Below are 18,700 nucleotides of genomic sequence, written 5' to 3' on the forward strand. Positions count from 1 at the left end.
AGCCATCCGCTATTATGTCTAATCTCACGAAGCAGCTTCAGGAGGCGGTCATGGAGAACCAAACGGAACCGGCTATCGCCGGGAGCGATCCGACCACGTTTTCGAAACTCTGGGCGGAGACGGACGCGTTCGCCGGCGGCCTACAGGCCAGGGAGATCACCGCAGGCAACGCCGTCGCGATTCGGCTCTCGAATCCTCGAGCCTTCCTTATCGCTTTCTACGGGACGCTCAGAAACGGTTGTATTCCGGTGACGGTGCCGCTCGAGTACAGCAACGCCGATATAACGACTGTGCTGCGTGAAACCGGTGCGAACGCGTACGTCACCGACGAAACGCCGTTTCTGGGAATTCTGAACCGAGTCGAGACGGTGCGCGTCGCGATCACGGTCGATATCGATGCGCGAATGGGGATCGATCTCCCGACATTTCTCGACAACGACGGCATCAACAGTGCCGGCGCGCGAACCGGTATCGATATCGTGCGACGGTCGGACGACGATCGCGGACTGATCGCCTACATCGGACACGACGACGGTGAGCCACTCGGTGTGAATTACACTCACTCGGCGCTGACCGCCGCCGCAGATCTCGGACGGTCGATCGTCGAGCGGGGTGCCAACTGCCGTCACCTCGGGACGCTCCCGTTGTCCGATCCGATCGAACTCGCGTACGGTGCGAACGCCGCGATACTCGAGGGCGGGCAGTACCACCCCCTTCCGGACTGGGATCCCGAAACGACTCGCTCGCTGCTATCCACCGACAGCGTCGATAGAACGTTCCTCACACCCCGACAGTACGATGCGCTCCGTGCACTCGAGGACGATGTCGACGACCGCGTCGCTGTTCTCGAACGGGCGATGGACTCGACCGGCGACAAACCGGGCGCCGCCGTCCGCTACCGAGGGCGTCCGGAAACGGGACTGACACACGTTAGAAAACCGGACGAAGACGACCCCGACGCGCCCGACGAGGTGTTGCCGGGGGTCGAGACGCGCACGCTTGACGACCACGCCGACGGCGAACTCTCGATCAGCGGACCGAGAACGATGAACGGGTACGTCGCCCGCCCGGAACTGACCGACGAACTGATCGCGACGGTCGACGGGAGACGGTGGGTTCGAATCGGCGTCTTCGACCGCGACGAGACGGGAGTGAGCCGTGTCGGCGATCCGATGGAGTCGATTCACGGCCGCTCGCGGTCGTAATCGCCGGCAGAACGCCTGCGAAACTCGCTACCGAGTTCCAGTCCTTTTGCCCGGGTTCCTCAATCGCGGTACCTATCAGGCTTCACTCCTCAGTCCGCGTATGAACAGTGTCGACGCGGCGGGGCTGGGGATCGGTGACGACTACCCGCCCCGGATCATGGGTGTGTTGAACGTCAGCGAGGAGTCCCCATACGATCCGAGCGTCTTCGACGACCCCGGTGAGGCCGCTCGGTACGTCGACGAGGAACTCATCGATCAGGGGGCCGACATCGTCGATATCGGCCTCGAGTCGGCGAACAAACGGTTCGACGTGCTCTCAGCCGAAGAAGAACTCGAACGCCTCCACGTTGCGCTCGAGACGATCGAGAGCGTCTCCGGGGACGCGATTTACTCGATCGAGACCCGGTACGCCGAGGTGGCCGACGAGGCGCTCTCGCAGGGATTCGACATGGTCAACGACATCGCCGGCTTCGCCGATCCAGAGATGCCCGCCGTCTGCGAGGAGTACGACGTGGCCGTCGCGAAGATGGCGAGTCCATCGAATCTCGAGCGACCGGGAGCGGTCGAGGAGACGGACTGGGGCGAGCGGAAATCGCCCGAGTGGGCGACCCAGGCCGACTACGTCGACCAGGTGTACGAAGCCCTGAAGCAGAACGGTTTGACGGACAAGACGATCGTCGATCCCGCGTTCGGCGGCTGGAGCGAGGCCCAGACGCTCGAGGACGACCGCGAGACGTTCCGCCGACTGCGCGAGTTTCGTGCGCTCGGACGGCCGATACTGGTCTCGATCAACCGGAAGAACTTCCTCGGCGAGATCGCGGGCCGCGAGACCGAGGAGCGACTGCCGGTCAGTCTCGCGGCAACGTCGCTGGCCGTCGAACGCGGCGCACACGTGATCCGAACCCACGACGTTGCCGAAACGCGCGACGCGGCACTGATCGGGGCGGCCTTTACCGAGCGTTCGAGCGACAGCCACGGTGAGCTGTCAGTTTCGCGGCTGGACGTCCGCTCGAGGCGCGACCTTCGAACTCATCTGACGGAGCGCGACATCGACCCGACAGTCGCCGACGACTGGTCCGTACTGGCCGTCGAAATCGCCGGACTCGGCGGCGACGATCGAGTTCGATTCACGTCCCTCGTCGCCGAGTACGACGCCGACGCGTACAGTGTTGACAACGATCAACTACTGTTACTGGGATCGACAACTGCAATTTCAGACGTATCAGACCGTCTACGCGACGAAAACGGCGATCTAAGCGCTCTTGCGGGCTCGCTAGCGGCGATGCTAAGGTAAGAGAAAGCTTATGCCGGAGGCTTCGAAAAGGGGAACTGGACGCCGGGCGGCCTCCCGGGTAGGGGTACTTTGGAGGCGACCCCCGGCCCACAACACGGAATTATTGTGGAACTACGCCGACGAGTGCCAACTCGAGGGCGGCAGAATCGTTCTTCCCAGTGATACGTCTCCGCCAGCGACGCCGGAAGCCAGCGCAATTCCTGGAACCGGTACCGGTGACAGATCCGGAGACGAGTTCCGGCTGCCGCTCTCGGCGCCGCATTCCGAATACAGATACGACTCCGGATCACAGTGGGCATATGGAGTTCGACGAGTGGGAATCCGTCTACGAGGCGATTCTGGACGATTTCGGCTATGACCGGGCCGGTGACGAGCGAGCGCGCGACGCGCTCGGCTCGCTGACCGACGGATTCGACCTCGAGCGACTCTCGAGCGCTCGCGACGCGACGGTCGCGGTCGCCGGCGCCGGGCCCTCGCTCGAGGACGGGAGGGCTCTCGAGCAGGCGCGGAGCGCCGACGTCGTCTTCGCGGCCTCGACGGCGGCCGATACGCTCGCCGAACGCGGGGTCGATGTCGACTGCATGGTGACCGATCTCGACAAGAATCCCGACACCGTTCGTCGACTGACCGACGCGGGGGTTCCGGTCGCAGTCCACGCACACGGTGACAATGTCCAGGCGGTTCGCGACGTGGTTCCCGACTGCACCGACGACTTCGTGCTCCCCACGACGCAGGCCGCACCGCGAGGTCCCGTCGAAAACTTCGGGGGGTTCACCGACGGCGATCGGGCGGCGTTCCTCGCCGATCACTTCGGGGCGACTCGCCTCGTCTTCGTCGGCTGGGACCTCGACGATCCGACCGTCAATCCGGTGAAAGCCCGAAAGCTCGAGTGGGCCGAACGGTTGCTCTACTGGCTCGAATCCCGGCGCGCCGAGCGCTTTGCAGTGCTGGACGGTCGACGGGACGCGATCGAGACGAGCGTGCTCCCGGTCGAGTGACGAGCCGTTCGAGCGTCGGCGCGGTGGGGCGGATACGACGTCGTTCGAAGTGGTGACGGACGCGACGTCACTCGAGGTGATACTTCACGATATCGTCGCGGCCACAGGCCGGACAGTTCGGTCCGCCGGACTCGAGCGTCGTTCCGCACCGTCGGCACTCCTCGATGACCGTCCGCCCTTCGTTCCGGAAGAACACCGACTCGAGTGCTCGCCGCATTCGTGACGATGTCGATACCCGGTTCGAGTGTCTCTCACTTCGCATACCCGACTAGTTGGTCGTATCGGGTTTCGTTATACTCCTCGTAACACGAATAACAACTAATCTGATAGCTATTCGCCGCTAACACTGGCGAGTGAGACGGCGGTAATGAGCCGATTACGGCGTGCCGTCCGGGATATTGATTCAGTACGAATCCGTGATTCAACGTCTCGTTCCAGTTCCAATATCAGTGTCTGACGGACTGATAACTGCTCGGATCGCTTCCGATTCGACCGACGATCCCGCCCGTTCGATCGACGATCTCGTCCCGTTCGAGGTGTCGACGGTGAACTGCCGCCTCACCGGCGCCGAACTTGGCGTCGATCTCCTCGAGATCGCCGAACAGGTCGTTCGCGAGTTGCCACGGTATCGCCGGATCGGTGGACGACTCCTCGTGGCGCTCGACCGTCTCGGCAACCCGTGTGGACCGCTTTCGGTGGTTTTCGGCCGTCAGAACGGTGACGGCCCGTTTCGAACGTATCTGATCGCTGGTAATAACGATTAAGACGGACAGGTGGCCACCGTAGTACGTGGATATTCGACTCATCGTGACGGTGCCGGTCGTGGCGTACGTCATCGTGCTAGGACTGTTCGCCGCCGCGCAGTCGATGGTCGGCGCGACGTTTACGGAAGGACAACCCGCGTTTCTGGCCGTCGTCGGCCTGTTCGGCCCGCTACTCGCGTTTACCCTGATCTGGCTCAAGAACTACGCCTACGGGGCGCCGTTGCTCGTCGCGTCGCTGCTGCCCAACGCCTGGTTCGTCTGTTACTTCTTTTTCGTCCACGACAACCCGGCGAACGTGTTTGCGGTCTCCGGCGACGGCGCGGCGGCCTATCTGGCGTCGGCTGTCGGGGTCGTCGCCAACTCGATCATCCTCGCCGGCGTCGGCTGCTGGCTCTGGTACCGAGAGAGTCCGCAGTTCCGCGATGCTGTCGACCGGGTCATTCGCCCGCCGGCGTCCGAGAACTGAACGCGAGACGCTGGAAGCGGGTTCCGGATGGTCGTTTCAAAAGAGGGCGTCGAGTTCGCCGCCCGTATCGACGAGCGACGCGAACTCGTTTTCGGCGTTGGCTCGGACCTCCTCGGTCGTCTCTTTGGCTTCGACCCCGACCTGTTGCAGTTGATCGACGCGGGGGACGTCCGTCACGCCTGAGAGGAGGACGATCGCACCCACCTCGTCGTCGGGAGTCGGATAGTCGCCGCCGCGGATCTCCATGCTTCCCGTCTCGTCCTCGAGCCACTGCCGACCGCGTTCGACGCCTTTGCGGTTCAGGTGCTCGGACGGCCCGGTCGCGACGACCAGGCCGCGATCGGCGCTGCCGACGTCACACGGGAGGGTGAGTCGACCCAGCGTCGCCTCGCGCACGAGACTGGTCATTCGGTTGGTCGCGCTCCCCTCGTCGAAGCCGTCGTCGCTCCCGGTAAACGACGAGAGCAGGCCGTCACCGCCCGTTTCGACGGTCTCGCTCGCGTAACCGATGGTCGAGATACCGCCGTCCGAGAGCGTGTTGATGATCTCGGAGGAGTCGACGACGCTTTCGGCGACGTGATCGCCGTGGCCGACCTCGCCGGCGGCGAACAACAGCCCGAACCGCTCGACGATCTCGCGGTTGATCCGGTCGTAGCCACCCCGGACGGATTCGCCGGCGCTTCGCCAGACGTCGTTGTCGAAGACGAGCAGGTTGTCGACTTCGCGAACGAACGTCCGGAACGAACGGGCCGCGTTGAGCGTGTAGATGCCGCCCTCGTCCGTCGCGGGGAGGATCCCGAGCCCGTAGACCGGCTGCGTGTAGATCCGCTTGAGGTGTTTCGCGAGGACGGGTGCGCCCCCGGAGCCGGTGCCGCCGCCCATACCGGCGACGACGAGGAAGGCGTCGATCTCGTGGGTCGGAATCGAGTCGATCGCGTGCTGGACCTCGTCGATATCCGCCTCTGCGACCTCGGCACCGAGTTCGTTGTCGGCACCGACGCCGTGGCCGTTTACGCGCGCCTGCCCGATGAGGACGCGATTCTCGTGGGATACGTTCTCGAGTCCCTGGAGGTCCGTCGTCGCGGTGTTGACCGCGATCCCGCTCTCGACGAAGCCGCCGTCGATCGCGTCGTCGTACGCCAGAAACTGGTCGACTACCTTCCCGCCTGCTTGACCGAATCCGATGAGTGCGAGTTTCATAGCTGTCTCTCGTGGCCGTTCCTCGGACGCGGTCGACCGATCGAGAGGGATCGGCCGGACCGGCCGTGTGGGAACGGGAGCCACGTGCGGTTCGATACCACGACACTGTATTGTTATGGCTCGCATATTCACGCGGACAATATAATCAGGATCTCGTTACTATATTCACATCGGATAAATCGGTTTCACTACCTATCCAGACGCCCAGCGAGCACCTCGAGTCGATTGCCGAGTCCTGCCGTTCGTCCCGAAGCGGTCGTCACATTCGCTCGTCAAGATGTCGCCTCGAGAGTAAGTCCTATACGCTGTGGTGGCGTATCCGGGGACGTATGGAAGACGCCGTTCCGTCGACGACCCGGCGAGGGCTCCTTGCAGGCGGCGGTGTCGCCGCGGTGAGTTCCCTCGCTGGCTGTTTCGACCGACTCTGGTCACAGGCGGAAACCACCAGTCCGGACCAGGTTGCGCTGTCGATCAAGACGGTGCCGGCAGACGACGATCCGATCGCCGCGACGATCGCGAGCAGGCTCCGGGAGAACTACAATAACGCGGGGATCGACGCGACCCACGAACCCGTCTCCACGGCGGAACTGTACCGGGACGTCCTCCTCGAGGCCGATTACGACGTATTCGTCACGAGACACCGCGGGTTCGACGATCTCGACGCCCTGTACGGACTGCTCCACTCGCAGTTCGTCAGCGAACCGGGGTGGCAAAACCCCTTTCGATTCAGCGAGTTAGCGGCCGACGATTATCTCGAGCAACAACGGGAAACGAACGAAGACGACCGTCCCGATGAGCTCGTCGAACTGATCGACTACCTGCTGCAGTCGACGCCGTTTACCGTCGTCGCACACCCGTACCGAATAACCGCGTCTCGCGAGCGTCTCGAGGTGCCCACGCCGCCGCGAGATGCGTTGGGATACGTCGAGATCTGCTCGGACGTGGCTAACGGACCGCGGGACGGCCCCCTCGAAATCGGTGTGTTCGGGGAAGGGCTCACCGAGCGGTTGAATCCGCTGACCGTCGATCGGAACCGGATCGAGGGGCTACTGGACCTGCTGTACGATCCACCGGCGCGACGGATCGACGGGAAGTACGTGCCGTGGTTGGCCGAACGTGCCGAGTGGGACGAAGGGGGCGGGCTTCGAACCCGCCTCACCCTCCGGGACGGACTCGTATGGCACGACGGCAAACCGATCGATACTGACGACGTGAAGTTTACCCTGGAACTGATCGAAGACACGTCTCTGGGCGACGTCGAGGGCGGGATCCCCGCACCGCGGTTTCGCGGTCGGCAAACGCTCGTCGAATCGACCGACGTCGTCGACTCTCGGACGATCGATCTGTACTTCGTCAACACGACGCGGGCGGTCGCGGCGCGCGCGTTGACGATTCCACTGCTCCCCGAGCATATCTGGGCCGAGCGATCGGAACTGGTCACCGATCGTCAGACGGAGGCGATTACCCACGACAACGAGAATCCGATCGGCTCCGGACTGTTCGCGTTCGTGGATGCCGAGACGGACGACGAACTCGAACTCGAATCGTTCGACTCCCACGTCCTTCGCGGACTGTCGAACCGGCCATCAGTGCTCGAGGAGTTTTCTCGGTTCGAGGGCCTTCGGTTCCAAGTCGCCCCGAACGCGGGTGCGATGAGAGACCTGCTCATCGACGACGAAATCGACGTGACGGCGAGCGAACTCCCTCCGGAAACCGTCGAGGACGTCCAGAGCGAGTCCGAGGTCTCGACGGCGATGGAGACGACCGACGCGTTCTACATGGTCGGCTACAACAGTCAGTCCGCCGACCTCGGGAATCCGAACTTCCGGCGAGTCTGTTCGCGGTTGATCGATCGCGAAAACATCGTCACCGACGTCCTCAACGGCTTTGCCGAGGTGGCGACGACTCCGACTGCACTCGTCGGCATTCGCGACGATGCGTGGGAGTACGCCGACGACGAGTTCGCCGATCCCAATCCCGAAATTCTGGACTTTCCCGGCACCGACGGATCGATCGATACGGCGCAGACCCGGCCGCTGTTTCAGGAGATCGGCTACAGCTACGACGACGGTAGATTACTCGAGTGAAGGCACCACAGTCGTCGATAGTCGCGACGCGTGCTGGCGTGCGGAGAACTGTGAAAGAGTTAATGGCTCGGGAGCAATAGTCTCAGCGAGTATACTGAATGGCTCTCTTCGATGTCCTGCTCGAACTCGTACTTGCCGTGATGACCATGCTCGTCACCGCGACGCTCGTCATCGTCGGTCCGCGAAACGCGGTCGCTGCGCTGCGGGAGTTTCGATGGCGACTCCAGACCTGTCTCCTGCCGTTCACTGCGCTCGCGGTCGTGCTCCTCCTGCGGTGGTCGACACAGGACGTCGTCCAGCGACTCGAGCGTCGCGTCCTCCGGAACAATATCACGCCGTATCTGTTCGAGTTCGATCGGGCGCTGTTCGGCACGGATCCCGTCGTCGTCGTCCAGTCGTTTCAGACGGACGCCCTGACCTCGTTTTTCGTCTTTATTTACATCTACGGCTACGCGTTCCTGCTGTTGTTCCCGTTCGTCGCGTACTTCGCACTCAAGGAGATGGAGGAGTTGTCGACGCTCGTGCTCTCGTTCACCGCGAACTACGCGATCGGGCTGTTGTTCTACACGCTCTTTATCGCGTTCGGGCCGCGAAACGTCGACCCGTCGCTCTTCGAGGGGCTCCTGTACGAGGCGTTCCCGCAGTCCCGGACGCTCACCAACGAGATCAACCAGCCCACGAACGTGTTCCCGTCGCTGCACACGTCCCTGTCGATGACCGTCTTCTTTCTGGCGTGGGTGACCCGGGAGAAGTATCCGGTGTGGGTTCCGCTCTCCGGATTCCTCGCCGTCAGCGTCGGGCTCTCCACCATGTATCTGGGGATTCACTGGTTCGCCGACGTCGTCGGCGGGACCCTCCTCGCGCTCGTCAGCGTCTACATCGGCGTCAACTACACGGTCGACGGCATCGTCGCGCCGATTCGGCGATTCTTCGAGACGCGACTCGAGTCGCCGAACACCGACAGGGAGTAGCCGACGGGGGTCTCCGTGATACCTCGTCGAAACGAGTCCGGTCGGGTGTCGACACGAACGGACGTATATCGCCAGTACAGTCGACGTCTGACGGTTTTTTCACGCAGCTACGTTCGACACTACCCTTATCCGCTCGAGCGGAGATGCTACAGCTATGTCCTCCGCATCCGATTCGCCGTCGTCGCCCGAGAGCGCGGTGGTACCGACCCAGGCTGTCATCGAAGCGATCGCCGCCCGCGAAGGGGTCGACGTTACCGACGTCGAGCCACCGGCGTACGAGCCGTTGTACGCCGTGGTCGATCCGGCGGCACTGGACAGGCTGTTTCAGACGCCGTCGGGAGTCTGTCCCGACGCGCGCGTTACCTTCGAGTACGAGGGCTACGAGGTCGTCGTTCACAGCGACGGGCGCGTCGAGGTCAGCGAGCGATCGGGTACCGGCGATACGGACGTCTCGTTCGGCCGGTCGCTCGAGGACTGAAACCGCCCGTCCCGATCACTCCGCCCAGTAGGCCTCGCCCGGTTCCGTCTCGAAGATCGCTCGATCGAGGAGATCGACGGCCTTCTCGAGGCCCTCGCGCGAACTCGTCAGGGAGTCCTCGTGTTCGATGCTGAGCGCGCCGTCGTAGCCGATCATGCGAAGCGTCGAGACGATATCCTTCCAGTGAGACTCGCCGTGGCCGTAGCCGACCGATCGGAAGAGCCACGACCGGTTCGGCTCGTCGTCGTAGGCCGTCGTGTCGAGGACGCCCTTCTCGCGGGCCTGTGGCTCGTAGATCTTGGTGTCCTTGGCGTGGACGTGGTGGATCGCGTCGCGCTCTCCGAGATACCGGATCGCGTCGGTGATCGTGATCCCCTGCCAGTAGAGGTGGGAGGGGTCGAAGTTCGCCCCAATTCGCTCGCCCGTCTCCTCGCGCAGCCGCGCCATCCCGTGGGGCTCGTAGATCAGCATGTTCGGGTGCATCTCGATGGCGATATCGACGCCGTACTCGTCGGCGTACTCCGCGAGTTCCTCCCAGTAGGGGACGGCCCGTTCCCACTGATACTCGAGCGCCTCGTCGTGTTCGGGCGGCCAGGGGGCCGTGATCCAGTTCGGGACCTCGTCCTTCGGTCCGCCGGCGGGGAGGCCGGAGAAACAGGTGACGACACCGACGTCGAGCTGGCTGGCTAGCTCGATCGCCTCCCGAAGTTCGGTGTCGGCCTCCGCTGCCCGCTCGTCGTCCGGATGCAGCGGGTTGTTGTGCGTCGCGAGCGCGCTGATCCGCATGTCGTAGCTCTCGAGCAGGTTTCGAACCTCCTGCTGGGAACTGTCGTCGTCCAGGTGTTCCGCACGCGGGAGGTGGTCCTGTCCGGGGTGGCCGCCGACGCCGGGTTCGATCGCGCCGACGCCGATCTCGGAGAGATACGAGAGCGCCCCCTCGAGCGATTCGTCCGCCAGCGGCGGGGTGTGTACGCCGATATCCATACGGACCGACGATCGACGGCCGGCGAAATAAAACGAGGGCCGGCGAACGGGTAGCGTCCGACGGAGCGTGGCGTTTCAGCGCGATGGGTGTCGGTTCACAGCCGCGGCGGACCGGTTCGCCGCGGCCGTCGGCCCGTCGAGGATCGCGGCATCGCTCGCACGAGCGAGACTGCTGGTTCGTACGAGACGCGTTCGGTCGGCGACTTTCTCGCGACCAGCTTCCAGAACCCGGGCGAGCGGAACGTGATTTCGCATCGACCGCTGGCGTCGGTTCGCTCGCGTTTCGAGCCGGCTTCGACGACTGCTCCCTCGATCGGTCGATTCCCGCTGTCTCGGACGCGAACGGTGATCGGCCGTCCCACCGGTATCTCGTGACGACTGATCTCGAGGACGAGCGGTCGTTCGACTTTCATGTGGGTGTGTACCACGAGGACGGCGAAAAGCGTGTACTTGCAAGTGTGTGCCGTTCGAACCAGCGCGTGTCGTTCCTGCGAAGAGCCGGTACCTATAGTAACAACTGAAATGATTTACACACTGATCGCACAGCCGTCGTGCGATCAGGTGTGCATTGACTTTCAGTGGCTACTATACTCTCCGACGGTGATCGTGTGGCCCTCGTCGCTCGAGCGATAGATCGCGTCGATGATCTGCTGGACGGCGAGGGCCTGTTCGACGCTTCGATCGTCCGGATCGTCGCGCTCGATGCGGTCGAAAAACACCTCCTGTTCCCGCGAGTGAGTGTCGATCTCACGCGTCTCGATTGACGTATCTTCGAGGTGATCGGGACCGGTCTTGCTCGCGGAGTGGACGCTGAGACCACCCTCGAGGAGGTCGAACCGCGCGGCCGATTCCGTGCCGCGGACGACGAACTCGTGGGTCGGCGGTCGGTTGGTCGCCCACGCGACCTCGAGCGAGACCGTTTGGTCTTCCTTGCACCGCATGAACGCGCTGGCGGAGTCGTCGACGTCGAACCCCGCCGGGCCGGCGTCTTCGCCCCACATCTCGAGGTAGGCGTAGTCGTCGTTCGAGCCGAACTCCCCGCGTGTGACGCCGTTTACCTCGTTGACGTCGGGATAGTCGAGCAGGAACAGGGCGAGGTCGATGGCGTGCACGCCGAGGTCGATGAGCGCGCCCCCGCCGGCGATCTGTCGCCGGGTGAACCACGACCCTCGGCCCGGAATCCCTCGGCGGCGGACGTAGTTCGCCTCGATGTGGGTCACCTCGCCCAGGTTCCCCTTCTCGATCCGGTTTCGGACGATCTGAACCGTGTTGGCGAACCGGTTGTTGAAGCCGACCATACAGTGGCCGCTGGAGTCGTTCGCGGCGTCGGCGATCCGCGTCGCGCTCTCGAAGGAGTGAGCGAGCGGTTTCTCGAGGAGGACGTGAAGGTCGCGATCGAAGGCGTCGACGGCGTACTCTTCGTGGTACTTGTTCGGCGTCGTGATGATCACGGCGTCGACGGTGTCGTACAGTTCGTGGTGGTCTTCGTAGACGTCGACGTCGTACCGACGTGCGAACCGCGAGCGCGCCTCGGCAGCGACGTCCATCCCCCCCACGAGAGAGACCCCGTGGTCGACGAGTCGCTCCGCGTGGTACTGGCCGATATTCCCCAACCCGACGATACCTGTTCTGATGTCGTTTCGATTCGATGTCATTGGAGTGCAGTCACCACAGTCGTCGTCCGTTCTCGTACTGATACAGCCAATACCGCTATATCGAATTGATGCACTGAATCCTCTTTGCTCCGTTGCCAAACGAGCGCCGACTCGGTACGGACCGGACGTATCGAGACGCCGTGCTGTCCGTCCCGGTCGGTCAGTGAGCCGGGATTAGCTGTCCGCCTCCGTTCGAGTCGTTCCCGATTCTCGTTCGGACTGGTCGGTGATGTCGTGTGTGAGCGCGTCGCCGGTCTCGGTGTCGAAGAGGTGGATCTTCGACCGGTCGAGGACGACGTCGACGTCCTGTTCCGCCTCGATCTCCGTGTCCGGCGTGACGCTCATCAGCAACTGGCCCGACGACGACGCGGGATCTTCGTCCATCGACCGCTCTGCCCCCTCCGCGAGCAGCAGATAGACGAACACCTCGTCGCCCATCGGTTCGATGACGTCGCTCCGGGCGTCGATGGGTGCCGTCGGCTGGGACAGCGAGTCGGCGTACCTCGAGAGATGAACGTCCTCCGGTCGCACGCCGAGCGTGACTGCGTCGCCGACCGTCACGTTCGGGACGGTCGTGGGATCGAGTCCGACGTGGAAATTCGGGGTCTGAACCCCGTCTTCGACGAGTTCTCCCTCCGCGAAGTTCATCGACGGCGAGCCGATGAAGCCCGCGACGAACAGGTTCGTCGGTTCGTTGTAACAGACCAGCGGCGGCGCGATCTGCTGGAGCTTCCCGTCGTTCAGGACGGCGATCCGGTTCGACATCGTCATCGCCTCCGCCTGGTCGTGGGTGACGTAGATGACCGTGGCGTTGAGCTCCCGGTGGAGTCGCTGGAGCTCCGTCCGCATGTGTACCCGCAGCTTCGCGTCGAGGTTCGCCAGCGGTTCGTCCATCAGGAACACGTCCGGGTTGCGGACGATCGCGCGAGCGATGCCGACCCGCTGTTGCTGGCCACCGGACATCTCCGCGGGCATCCGGTCTAACATCCCCTCGAGCTGGACGATGTCGGCGGCCTGCTCGACGCGCCGGCGGACCTCCTCGTCGTCGTACTTTCGGAGTCGCAGCCCGAAGGAGATGTTCTCGTAGACGTCCATGTGCGGGAACAGGGCGATGTTCTGGAAGACCATCGCGACGCCCCGGTCCTTCGGGGCGAGCTTGGTGACGTTGTCGTCACCGATGTACACCTCCCCTTCGGTCGGCTGGGTGAGCCCTGCAACCGTCTCCATCGTGGTCGACTTGCCACAGCCCGACGGGCCGACGAAGGTGACGAATTCACCGTCTTCGACCTCGAGGCTGATCCCGTCGACTGCCGTTTCCTCTCCGTACCGTTTCGTGATATTTTCGAGTCGTACTCGTGCCATTGTTACTCTTTGAGTGCTCCTGCGGTGAGTCCGCTGACGATCTTTTCCTGGGCGACGACCACGAGGATCGCGACGGGGATGACCCCGATGATGCTCGCAGCCGCCATGAGGTGGTACATCACTTCGTACTGTCCCTGATAGGCGAGAATGCCCTCGAGGATCGGGGCCCAGTTCTGGGGCTGGCCGTCGGTCATCAGGAACGAGAAGAAGAACTCGTTGTAGACCGCGATGAAGGTCAACACGCCCGCGGTCGCGACGCCGGGTGCCGACAGCGGGATGATGACCCGGAACAGCGCGCCGAGTCGGGTCGTCCCTTCGACGCGGGCCGCGTCCTCTAACCCGTCCGGAATCTGCGCGTAGAACGTCGTCAGGATGAAGATCGCCAGCGGCATGAAGATGGCCGACAGCGGCAACACCATCGCGCCCGGCGTGTTGTAGAGCGTGCCGTCCCCGGTGATCGGCTCGAGGATGAAGAAGCTCGTGTTGAACAGGTCGTTCAACGGGATGAAGAAGGCGGCCGGTGGGAAGAAGGAGATCACCAGCACGAGCAGTAGCAGGGGCGTTTTGCCCGGGAACTCGAGTCTCCCGAAGGCGTAGCCGGCGAGGCTTCCGATGACCAGGACGAGGATCGTCGAGGCCGTCGCGATCACGAAGCTGTTGAAGACGTACCAGTGGAACGGGATCGTCTGGAACACCTCGACGAACGCTCCGGGATTGAACCCGTTCGGCGTAAAGATGATATCCTGAAGCTGCCCTTCCGGCGTCAACGCGACCATGAGCAGCCAGTAGAACGGGAACAACGTCGTAAAGAGGAAGAAGATCGCCGCGACGTAGAACATCCCCCGGTAGACGCGTTCGGGGTTCTCGATCGAGTTCGCGGCCCACTGCTGGAACGGACCGCGGTCGAGTTCCGCCTCCCGGCCGTCTTCGAGGATGGCCGTCCCACCGCCGTCGGCGCGAGACGCCGACGAGGATCGCGTCGCATCGCTCGGCTCGCCGCCGTCGGAGCGGAGGCGAGCGGCCCGCGAATCGGTCACTGCTGCTCGATCGTCCGTCTCGGCTGTGCGGTCCGTATCAGCGTTGTGTCGAGTGTCCGTCATCAGTACAGTCCCCCCTCGGTGTCGCGGAAGAACACCACGTACACCGAGATGATCAGGCCGATGACCAGTGCGGTCGCGAACGCGACGGCGGCCGCGGTCGCGTAGATGCGGGTCCCGCCGAACATAGCCTCGACGACGAGACACGTCAGCGACGGCACGGTGGTACAGCCGGCTGTCGATTCGATCAGTCCGTAGACGCGCATCGCGTCCATCGTCCGGAACAACATCGCGACCAGCAGGGCCGGCATCACGAGCGGGAGCGTGATCATCCTGAACCGCTGCCACGGCGACGCCCCGGCGACGCGGGCGACGTCGTAGAGGCTCCGATCGACGCTCTGGAGTCCGGCCAGGATCAGCAATGCCATGAACGCCGAGGACTTCCAGATGTCGGCCACGAGGATGATGATGAACGAGTCCCGACTATTCGCGAGCGGACTATCGCTGAAGACCCCGAACCACTGCATGAGGTCGGTCCCGAAGCCGACTTCGGGCTGGAACATCAGGAAGAAGATCATCCCCTGGATGACGATGGGAACGGCCCAGGGCAGGATGATCGCGACGCGAACCCAGCGTCGGCCCCTGAACTCCTGGTCGAGGACGTACGCCTGCCCGAAGCCGATGATCGTCTCGAGGACGACGCTGATGACTGCGAACGCGAACGTGACGAGCAGCGCCTGCTGGAAGAACGGCGCTCCGAAGTCGACGAACGGGAACGACCCCGACAGCGAGACGTCGAGGAACTGCCTCGCGAGCCGTGCGTTCCCGGTGACGATGTCGACGTAGTTGTCGACGCCGACGAATCCGCCGAGCGGCTCGGCGCCTCTCGTCTGATCCTCGCGCAGCGACGTGATGAACGTCGAGATGAGCGGATAGAACGCGATCAACGTCAGCAACGCGAACGCAGGGAGTAACAGCAAGTAGGCGTACGCGGCCTCGCTCAGGTTCTCCATCCAGTTGACGACCGAGTTCCCGGTCCGCTCGCGCTCGGTTCCAGCTTCGCCGCCGGTCAGTACGTCCGTATCAGTCGCCATTCTGCTGTGCCACCTCCGTTTCGCTGCCTTCGAGGCGTTCACTGAGATCGCTCATCGCCACGTCCGGTGCTTTCTCACCGCGTAACGCCGCGTTCACCTCCTGATAGATCAGCGCCGATTGCTCGGGCCAGACGTCCGTCACTGGACGCGGAATCGCGTTCTCACTGGCCCGTTCGACCTGATCGGTGTACCGGGCGATCGGCCCGATCTCGTCTTCCTCGGCCTCCGTCACCAACTCGATGACCGGCGGCAGGAACCCCGCGAGCTCGAGGATCGTGAGCATGACTTCCTCGCTCGCGAAGGCCTCGAGGACCTGCAGGGCTTCCTCGCGGCGGTCCGTGTACGGACTCACGACGAGGTTCCAGCCGCCGAGCGCCGAGGTCGTGCCGCCGACGCCCTCGTTTTCCGCTTCGTCTTCCGAGACTGCGGTGGGCATCGTCGTCACGCCGAGGTCTTCACCGAACGCGTCTTCTCCCCCCGTTTCGGCCATCACGAACGACCAGTTTCGGTGGGCGACCGCGTCGCCCGCCGAGAAGGGGTTGAGCGACTCCTGTTCGGTCCACTGGACGATCGAGGACGGGCAGATTTCGTCGTACTCGTCGAGCGCGTTCGAATCGTCCTCGTTGATGAACGTTCGCAGCATCCGAATCGCGTCTACGACGTTCTCGTCGTCGACGGTGATCGGACGGTCCCCCGCGGTGAACAGGTTCTCTACGCCGCCGAAGTACGCGCCGCCCCAGGACGTCATCACCTCGTTGAACGAACAACAGGCCAGTCCCTCGTAGGCGGCCGCCTGCGTCGTGAAGCCGTATTCGACGTCGGCCTCGGACATCGCGTCGCTGACGGCCGTCGAGAACTCCTCCCACGAGGGCGGTTCCTCCGCCCAGTCTTCCGTGTCGTGTCCCGCGTCCTCGATGTAGTCCTGGCGGTACACCATGAACCCGAGGTCGGGAAACAGCGGAAGGCCGTGAAGATCGTCCGTCTCCGGATGCCGGGCCGTTTCGACGATCGCCTCGAGGTAGTCGTTCTCGACGCGGTCCAAAACGTCGTCCGAGAGGTGTTCGCTCAGATTGGTCGTCTGCTCCCGGAGGATGAACGGAATCGTCCAGCCGCTGTCCATCATGTGGATGTCGGGCGGGGCACGACCCGCTTGGAGCGCGGATTGTGCGCTCTGCATCCGCTGATTGGAGTCGCTGACGACCGTCTGAATCTCGACCCGGATGTCCTCGTCCAGTCCGGCGTCCCAGAGCGCCTGCTGGATCGAGGGTTCGTCTCCGTCACTGTGCATGATCCCCTCCACGTCCGTGGCGGCGGTCATCACCACGGTCCCCGGCTCGCGAGCCCCACCGAGGCAGCCGGCGATGGCAACCGCCCCGGTCGCACTCGTTACTGACGCGGCCTTCAGAAACGACCGACGTCTCAGGCGGGAACGATCTGATCGACCGGCAGTATCGCGTCCCATGACCAGTGATCCGTCCACGCTATGGGACTTATATATTGGCAATAAATGGTGTAATAAACCGTGAGTGTCGCGATCTCGTTTCGGTTACGATCTCCTTGCTACTGGCAACGGAATGTCACCATTTCTGGCTCGTGTTCCCGTCGGCGTCGGTGCCCAGCCAATCAGTCATTGGCGATCGACGGTCGGCAGGCGCCGGCGAACGACCAATACGGTAGTTCGATGAATGCCGGTGACCGCCCGACGGACAGAAACCCGACGTTCTTCGCCGGACAGGCGATGACGACACCGTTCGCAGTCGAAGCTCGAACTGATCGCCCCGTCTACGCCACCGAGAATCCGGTATCCGACGATTGTACACCGACGATACTACCGAAAAACCGGCCCTCTTTCCGTCAGCAACAGATTTCTGGCACTCACACCGGTCTACAGCCAACGACAGTCGGCGATACGGCCCGAATCGGGCGCAGCCGATCACTCGTTTTCGATCGCCGGCGGTTCGTTGCGGCCGATGTGGATCTCGTGGGCTTCGACGTCCTCCAGGGCGGCGACGCGGCCACCGACGGTGACCTCTTCGCCCGACTCGTTCTCGAGGGTGAGTGCGGCGACTTCCTCGCTGACCTCGAACGAGACGTCGAGGATCCGTCCGCGGACGATGCGCTGGCCGCCGACTTCGACGTCCCGCCCCTCGATCGTCGCGTAGAACTCGCCGCCCTCGTCGATGACGTCCTTGACGCAGCGCCGGATCGAGGCGTACTTGCGAGGGTAGCGTCGCGCGGTCCCGTCCTCGCCGAGGGTCCGTTCGGCGGTGGTCCAGAGGACGGTTCCGAAGAAGCCCGAGACCAGGAAGCCGAGCGCCGAGCGGTTGAAGATGACGCCGTACCGGTCCTGATCGTCGCGAAGCGCGTCCTGCGTCGCGTACATCGAGTAGTTGCCGTCCGCGACGGCGACGACCGGAGTCGTGATCCCGCGTCGCGCTCGAGCCGTCGTCGCGATCTCGAGATAGTCGAACTCGTCCGGATCGGGCGCCTCTCGTCCCGGCGTGACGATCAGATCCACGCTGACGCCCTCCGTGACGGCCTCCTTCAGGTCGTCTTCGAACCGCGTCAGCAGGTCCGGCGTCAGCGAGAGGGAGAGTTCGTAGTCGGCGTCGGCGATGACCTCCTCGAGATACCGGAGGATCGTCGACCGGGATTTCACGAGGGAAACGGCCTCCGTGTCGCGAGCGGGGGCCGTGTAGCGGGCCTCGAGTTCGTCGATCATCGCCTCTAAGGAGTGCTGGACGTTCTCGAAGGCCTCGCCCGGATCGATCGCGACGACCTTCATCGGTCGCGATTCGCGCAGTTCGACCAGCCCGCGGTCGCTCAAACTGCGCACGGTGTCGTAGACGCGGGGCTGTGGGATGTCGGTTCGATCGGCGATCTCGCTGGCCGTGAGCTGTCCCTGCTCGAGGACGGTCAGATAGGCGTCGATCTCGTACTCGCCGAGATTGAACCGGTCGCCGACCTGCTCGACGGTCGAGCGAAGTTCGTCTGGTGCCATACCCGCTCGTATGCTCCCGACGACTAAATGATTTATTATATTCTGAGTAGCACCTATTTTCGAAATTGGGTTGTTTTAGCTGCGGCGAGCTACCGTCTCTCACG

The 18,700-nt window shown here is 63.5% G+C and carries 18 protein-coding genes; 7 read left to right on the forward strand and 11 right to left on the reverse strand.

Annotation, left to right across the window (positions count from 1 at the left end):
• Window positions 1-14 precede the first annotated feature (14 nt).
• From ACSFC7_RS15095 to ACSFC7_RS15105, 3 genes are all read left to right on the forward strand, one after another.
• A complete protein-coding gene (locus tag ACSFC7_RS15095; protein WP_436343651.1) occupies window positions 15-1,205 on the forward strand; it encodes an AMP-binding protein in 1,191 nt (396 codons plus the stop codon).
• 100 nt (window positions 1,206-1,305) lie between these two features.
• On the forward strand, window positions 1,306-2,499 hold the full coding sequence (gene folP / locus ACSFC7_RS15100) for a dihydropteroate synthase (RefSeq protein WP_436343652.1): 1,194 nt from the start codon (window positions 1,306-1,308) through the stop codon (window positions 2,497-2,499).
• A 299-nt stretch (window positions 2,500-2,798) separates the two neighbouring features.
• Window positions 2,799-3,497: a 6-hydroxymethylpterin diphosphokinase MptE-like protein gene (locus ACSFC7_RS15105; RefSeq protein ID WP_436343653.1), complete on the forward strand. Its 699-nt coding sequence runs from the start codon at window positions 2,799-2,801 to the stop codon at window positions 3,495-3,497.
• Between the two features lie 67 nt (window positions 3,498-3,564).
• On the opposite strand, the gene ACSFC7_RS15110 is transcribed toward ACSFC7_RS15105, so the two are convergent.
• Together ACSFC7_RS15110 and ACSFC7_RS15115 are read right to left on the reverse strand one after the other, a co-directional pair.
• Window positions 3,565-3,714, reverse strand: a complete 150-nt coding sequence (locus ACSFC7_RS15110; RefSeq protein WP_436343654.1) for a hypothetical protein — start codon at window positions 3,712-3,714, stop codon at window positions 3,565-3,567.
• Window positions 3,715-3,943: 229 nt separating this feature from the next.
• Entirely contained in the window at window positions 3,944-4,303 is a 360-nt protein-coding gene (locus ACSFC7_RS15115) for a hypothetical protein (protein WP_436343655.1), read from the reverse strand.
• Here ACSFC7_RS15115 and ACSFC7_RS15120 point away from each other — a divergent pair.
• Window positions 4,287-4,727, forward strand: coding sequence for a hypothetical protein (locus tag ACSFC7_RS15120; protein WP_436343656.1), 441 nt, complete (start codon window positions 4,287-4,289; stop codon window positions 4,725-4,727). The genes ACSFC7_RS15115 and ACSFC7_RS15120 overlap by 17 nt on opposite strands.
• Before the next feature lie 36 nt (window positions 4,728-4,763).
• Here ACSFC7_RS15120 and ACSFC7_RS15125 read toward each other — a convergent pair whose 3' ends face one another.
• Window positions 4,764-5,927 (reverse strand): tubulin/FtsZ family protein, encoded by a 1,164-nt coding sequence (locus ACSFC7_RS15125; protein WP_436343657.1) that lies wholly within the window; start codon window positions 5,925-5,927, stop codon window positions 4,764-4,766.
• A 329-nt stretch (window positions 5,928-6,256) separates the two neighbouring features.
• On the opposite strand from ACSFC7_RS15125, the gene ACSFC7_RS15130 reads away from it, so the two are divergent.
• The 3 genes from ACSFC7_RS15130 to ACSFC7_RS15140 all read left to right on the forward strand — a co-directional run bounded on the left by ACSFC7_RS15130 (window position 6,257) and on the right by ACSFC7_RS15140 (window position 9,463).
• On the forward strand, window positions 6,257-8,014 hold the full coding sequence (locus ACSFC7_RS15130; RefSeq protein WP_436343658.1) for an ABC transporter substrate-binding protein: 1,758 nt from the start codon (window positions 6,257-6,259) through the stop codon (window positions 8,012-8,014).
• Window positions 8,015-8,112: 98 nt separating this feature from the next.
• Complete coding sequence (locus ACSFC7_RS15135) at window positions 8,113-8,985, forward strand: phosphatase PAP2 family protein (protein ID WP_436343659.1); 873 nt, start codon at window positions 8,113-8,115, stop codon at window positions 8,983-8,985.
• Window positions 8,986-9,139: 154 nt separating this feature from the next.
• The gene (locus ACSFC7_RS15140; protein WP_436343660.1) at window positions 9,140-9,463 is read left to right on the forward strand and encodes a HalOD1 output domain-containing protein; all 324 of its coding nucleotides are present in this window, start codon (window positions 9,140-9,142) and stop codon (window positions 9,461-9,463) included.
• Window positions 9,464-9,478: 15 nt separating this feature from the next.
• On the opposite strand, the gene ACSFC7_RS15145 is transcribed toward ACSFC7_RS15140, so the two are convergent.
• The 8 genes from ACSFC7_RS15145 to trmB form a co-directional block, all read right to left on the reverse strand.
• Window positions 9,479-10,447: a sugar phosphate isomerase/epimerase family protein gene (locus ACSFC7_RS15145; RefSeq protein ID WP_436343661.1), complete on the reverse strand. Its 969-nt coding sequence runs from the start codon at window positions 10,445-10,447 to the stop codon at window positions 9,479-9,481.
• A 95-nt stretch (window positions 10,448-10,542) separates the two neighbouring features.
• Window positions 10,543-10,860 carry a carboxypeptidase-like regulatory domain-containing protein gene (locus ACSFC7_RS15150; RefSeq protein ID WP_436343662.1) on the reverse strand — a complete coding sequence of 106 codons (318 nt, stop codon included), beginning with the start codon at window positions 10,858-10,860 and terminating at the stop codon, window positions 10,543-10,545.
• A 162-nt stretch (window positions 10,861-11,022) separates the two neighbouring features.
• Entirely contained in the window at window positions 11,023-12,102 is a 1,080-nt protein-coding gene (locus ACSFC7_RS15155) for a Gfo/Idh/MocA family protein (RefSeq protein ID WP_436343663.1), read from the reverse strand.
• 174 nt (window positions 12,103-12,276) lie between these two features.
• On the reverse strand, window positions 12,277-13,464 hold the full coding sequence (locus ACSFC7_RS15160) for an ABC transporter ATP-binding protein (protein ID WP_436343664.1): 1,188 nt from the start codon (window positions 13,462-13,464) through the stop codon (window positions 12,277-12,279).
• A gap of 2 nt (window positions 13,465-13,466) precedes the next feature.
• A complete protein-coding gene (locus ACSFC7_RS15165; protein WP_436343665.1) occupies window positions 13,467-14,564 on the reverse strand; it encodes a carbohydrate ABC transporter permease in 1,098 nt (365 codons plus the stop codon).
• The gene (locus tag ACSFC7_RS15170; protein ID WP_436343666.1) at window positions 14,564-15,595 is read right to left on the reverse strand and encodes a carbohydrate ABC transporter permease; all 1,032 of its coding nucleotides are present in this window, start codon (window positions 15,593-15,595) and stop codon (window positions 14,564-14,566) included. Before ACSFC7_RS15170 ends, ACSFC7_RS15165 begins: the two co-directional genes overlap by 1 nt.
• Window positions 15,585-17,057 carry an extracellular solute-binding protein gene (locus tag ACSFC7_RS15175; protein ID WP_436343667.1) on the reverse strand — a complete coding sequence of 491 codons (1,473 nt, stop codon included), beginning with the start codon at window positions 17,055-17,057 and terminating at the stop codon, window positions 15,585-15,587. Before ACSFC7_RS15175 ends, ACSFC7_RS15170 begins: the two co-directional genes overlap by 11 nt.
• Window positions 17,058-17,528: 471 nt before the next feature.
• Window positions 17,529-18,596, reverse strand: a complete 1,068-nt coding sequence (gene trmB, locus ACSFC7_RS15180) for an HTH-type sugar sensing transcriptional regulator TrmB (RefSeq protein WP_436343668.1) — start codon at window positions 18,594-18,596, stop codon at window positions 17,529-17,531.
• Window positions 18,597-18,700: the final 104 nt, after the last annotated feature.

This window comes from Natronorubrum halobium (genome assembly GCF_051351675.1).
In the GTDB taxonomy this organism is placed as follows: domain Archaea; phylum Halobacteriota; class Halobacteria; order Halobacteriales; family Natrialbaceae; genus Natronorubrum.

Bases quoted from the DNA above. Each gene is read 5' to 3' on its own strand.
- ACSFC7_RS15130 (WP_436343658.1), top strand. From the start codon at position 6,257: ATGGAAGACGCCGTTCCGTCGACGACCCGGCGAGGGCTCCTTGCAGGC.
- ACSFC7_RS15170 (WP_436343666.1), bottom strand. From the start codon at position 15,595: ATGGCGACTGATACGGACGTACTGACCGGCGGCGAAGCTGGAACCGAG.
- trmB (WP_436343668.1), bottom strand. From the start codon at position 18,596: ATGGCACCAGACGAACTTCGCTCGACCGTCGAGCAGGTCGGCGACCGG.
- ACSFC7_RS15150 (WP_436343662.1), bottom strand. From the start codon at position 10,860: ATGAAAGTCGAACGACCGCTCGTCCTCGAGATCAGTCGTCACGAGATA.
- ACSFC7_RS15140 (WP_436343660.1), top strand. From the start codon at position 9,140: ATGTCCTCCGCATCCGATTCGCCGTCGTCGCCCGAGAGCGCGGTGGTA.
- folP (WP_436343652.1), top strand. From the start codon at position 1,306: ATGAACAGTGTCGACGCGGCGGGGCTGGGGATCGGTGACGACTACCCG.
- ACSFC7_RS15155 (WP_436343663.1), bottom strand. From the start codon at position 12,102: ATGACATCGAATCGAAACGACATCAGAACAGGTATCGTCGGGTTGGGG.
- ACSFC7_RS15135 (WP_436343659.1), top strand. From the start codon at position 8,113: ATGGCTCTCTTCGATGTCCTGCTCGAACTCGTACTTGCCGTGATGACC.
- ACSFC7_RS15145 (WP_436343661.1), bottom strand. From the start codon at position 10,447: ATGGATATCGGCGTACACACCCCGCCGCTGGCGGACGAATCGCTCGAG.
- ACSFC7_RS15095 (WP_436343651.1), top strand. From the start codon at position 15: ATGTCTAATCTCACGAAGCAGCTTCAGGAGGCGGTCATGGAGAACCAA.
- ACSFC7_RS15175 (WP_436343667.1), bottom strand. From the start codon at position 17,057: ATGGGACGCGATACTGCCGGTCGATCAGATCGTTCCCGCCTGAGACGT.
- ACSFC7_RS15110 (WP_436343654.1), bottom strand. From the start codon at position 3,714: ATGCGGCGAGCACTCGAGTCGGTGTTCTTCCGGAACGAAGGGCGGACG.
- ACSFC7_RS15105 (WP_436343653.1), top strand. From the start codon at position 2,799: ATGGAGTTCGACGAGTGGGAATCCGTCTACGAGGCGATTCTGGACGAT.
- ACSFC7_RS15115 (WP_436343655.1), bottom strand. From the start codon at position 4,303: ATGAGTCGAATATCCACGTACTACGGTGGCCACCTGTCCGTCTTAATC.
- ACSFC7_RS15125 (WP_436343657.1), bottom strand. From the start codon at position 5,927: ATGAAACTCGCACTCATCGGATTCGGTCAAGCAGGCGGGAAGGTAGTC.
- ACSFC7_RS15160 (WP_436343664.1), bottom strand. From the start codon at position 13,464: ATGGCACGAGTACGACTCGAAAATATCACGAAACGGTACGGAGAGGAA.
- ACSFC7_RS15165 (WP_436343665.1), bottom strand. From the start codon at position 14,564: ATGACGGACACTCGACACAACGCTGATACGGACCGCACAGCCGAGACG.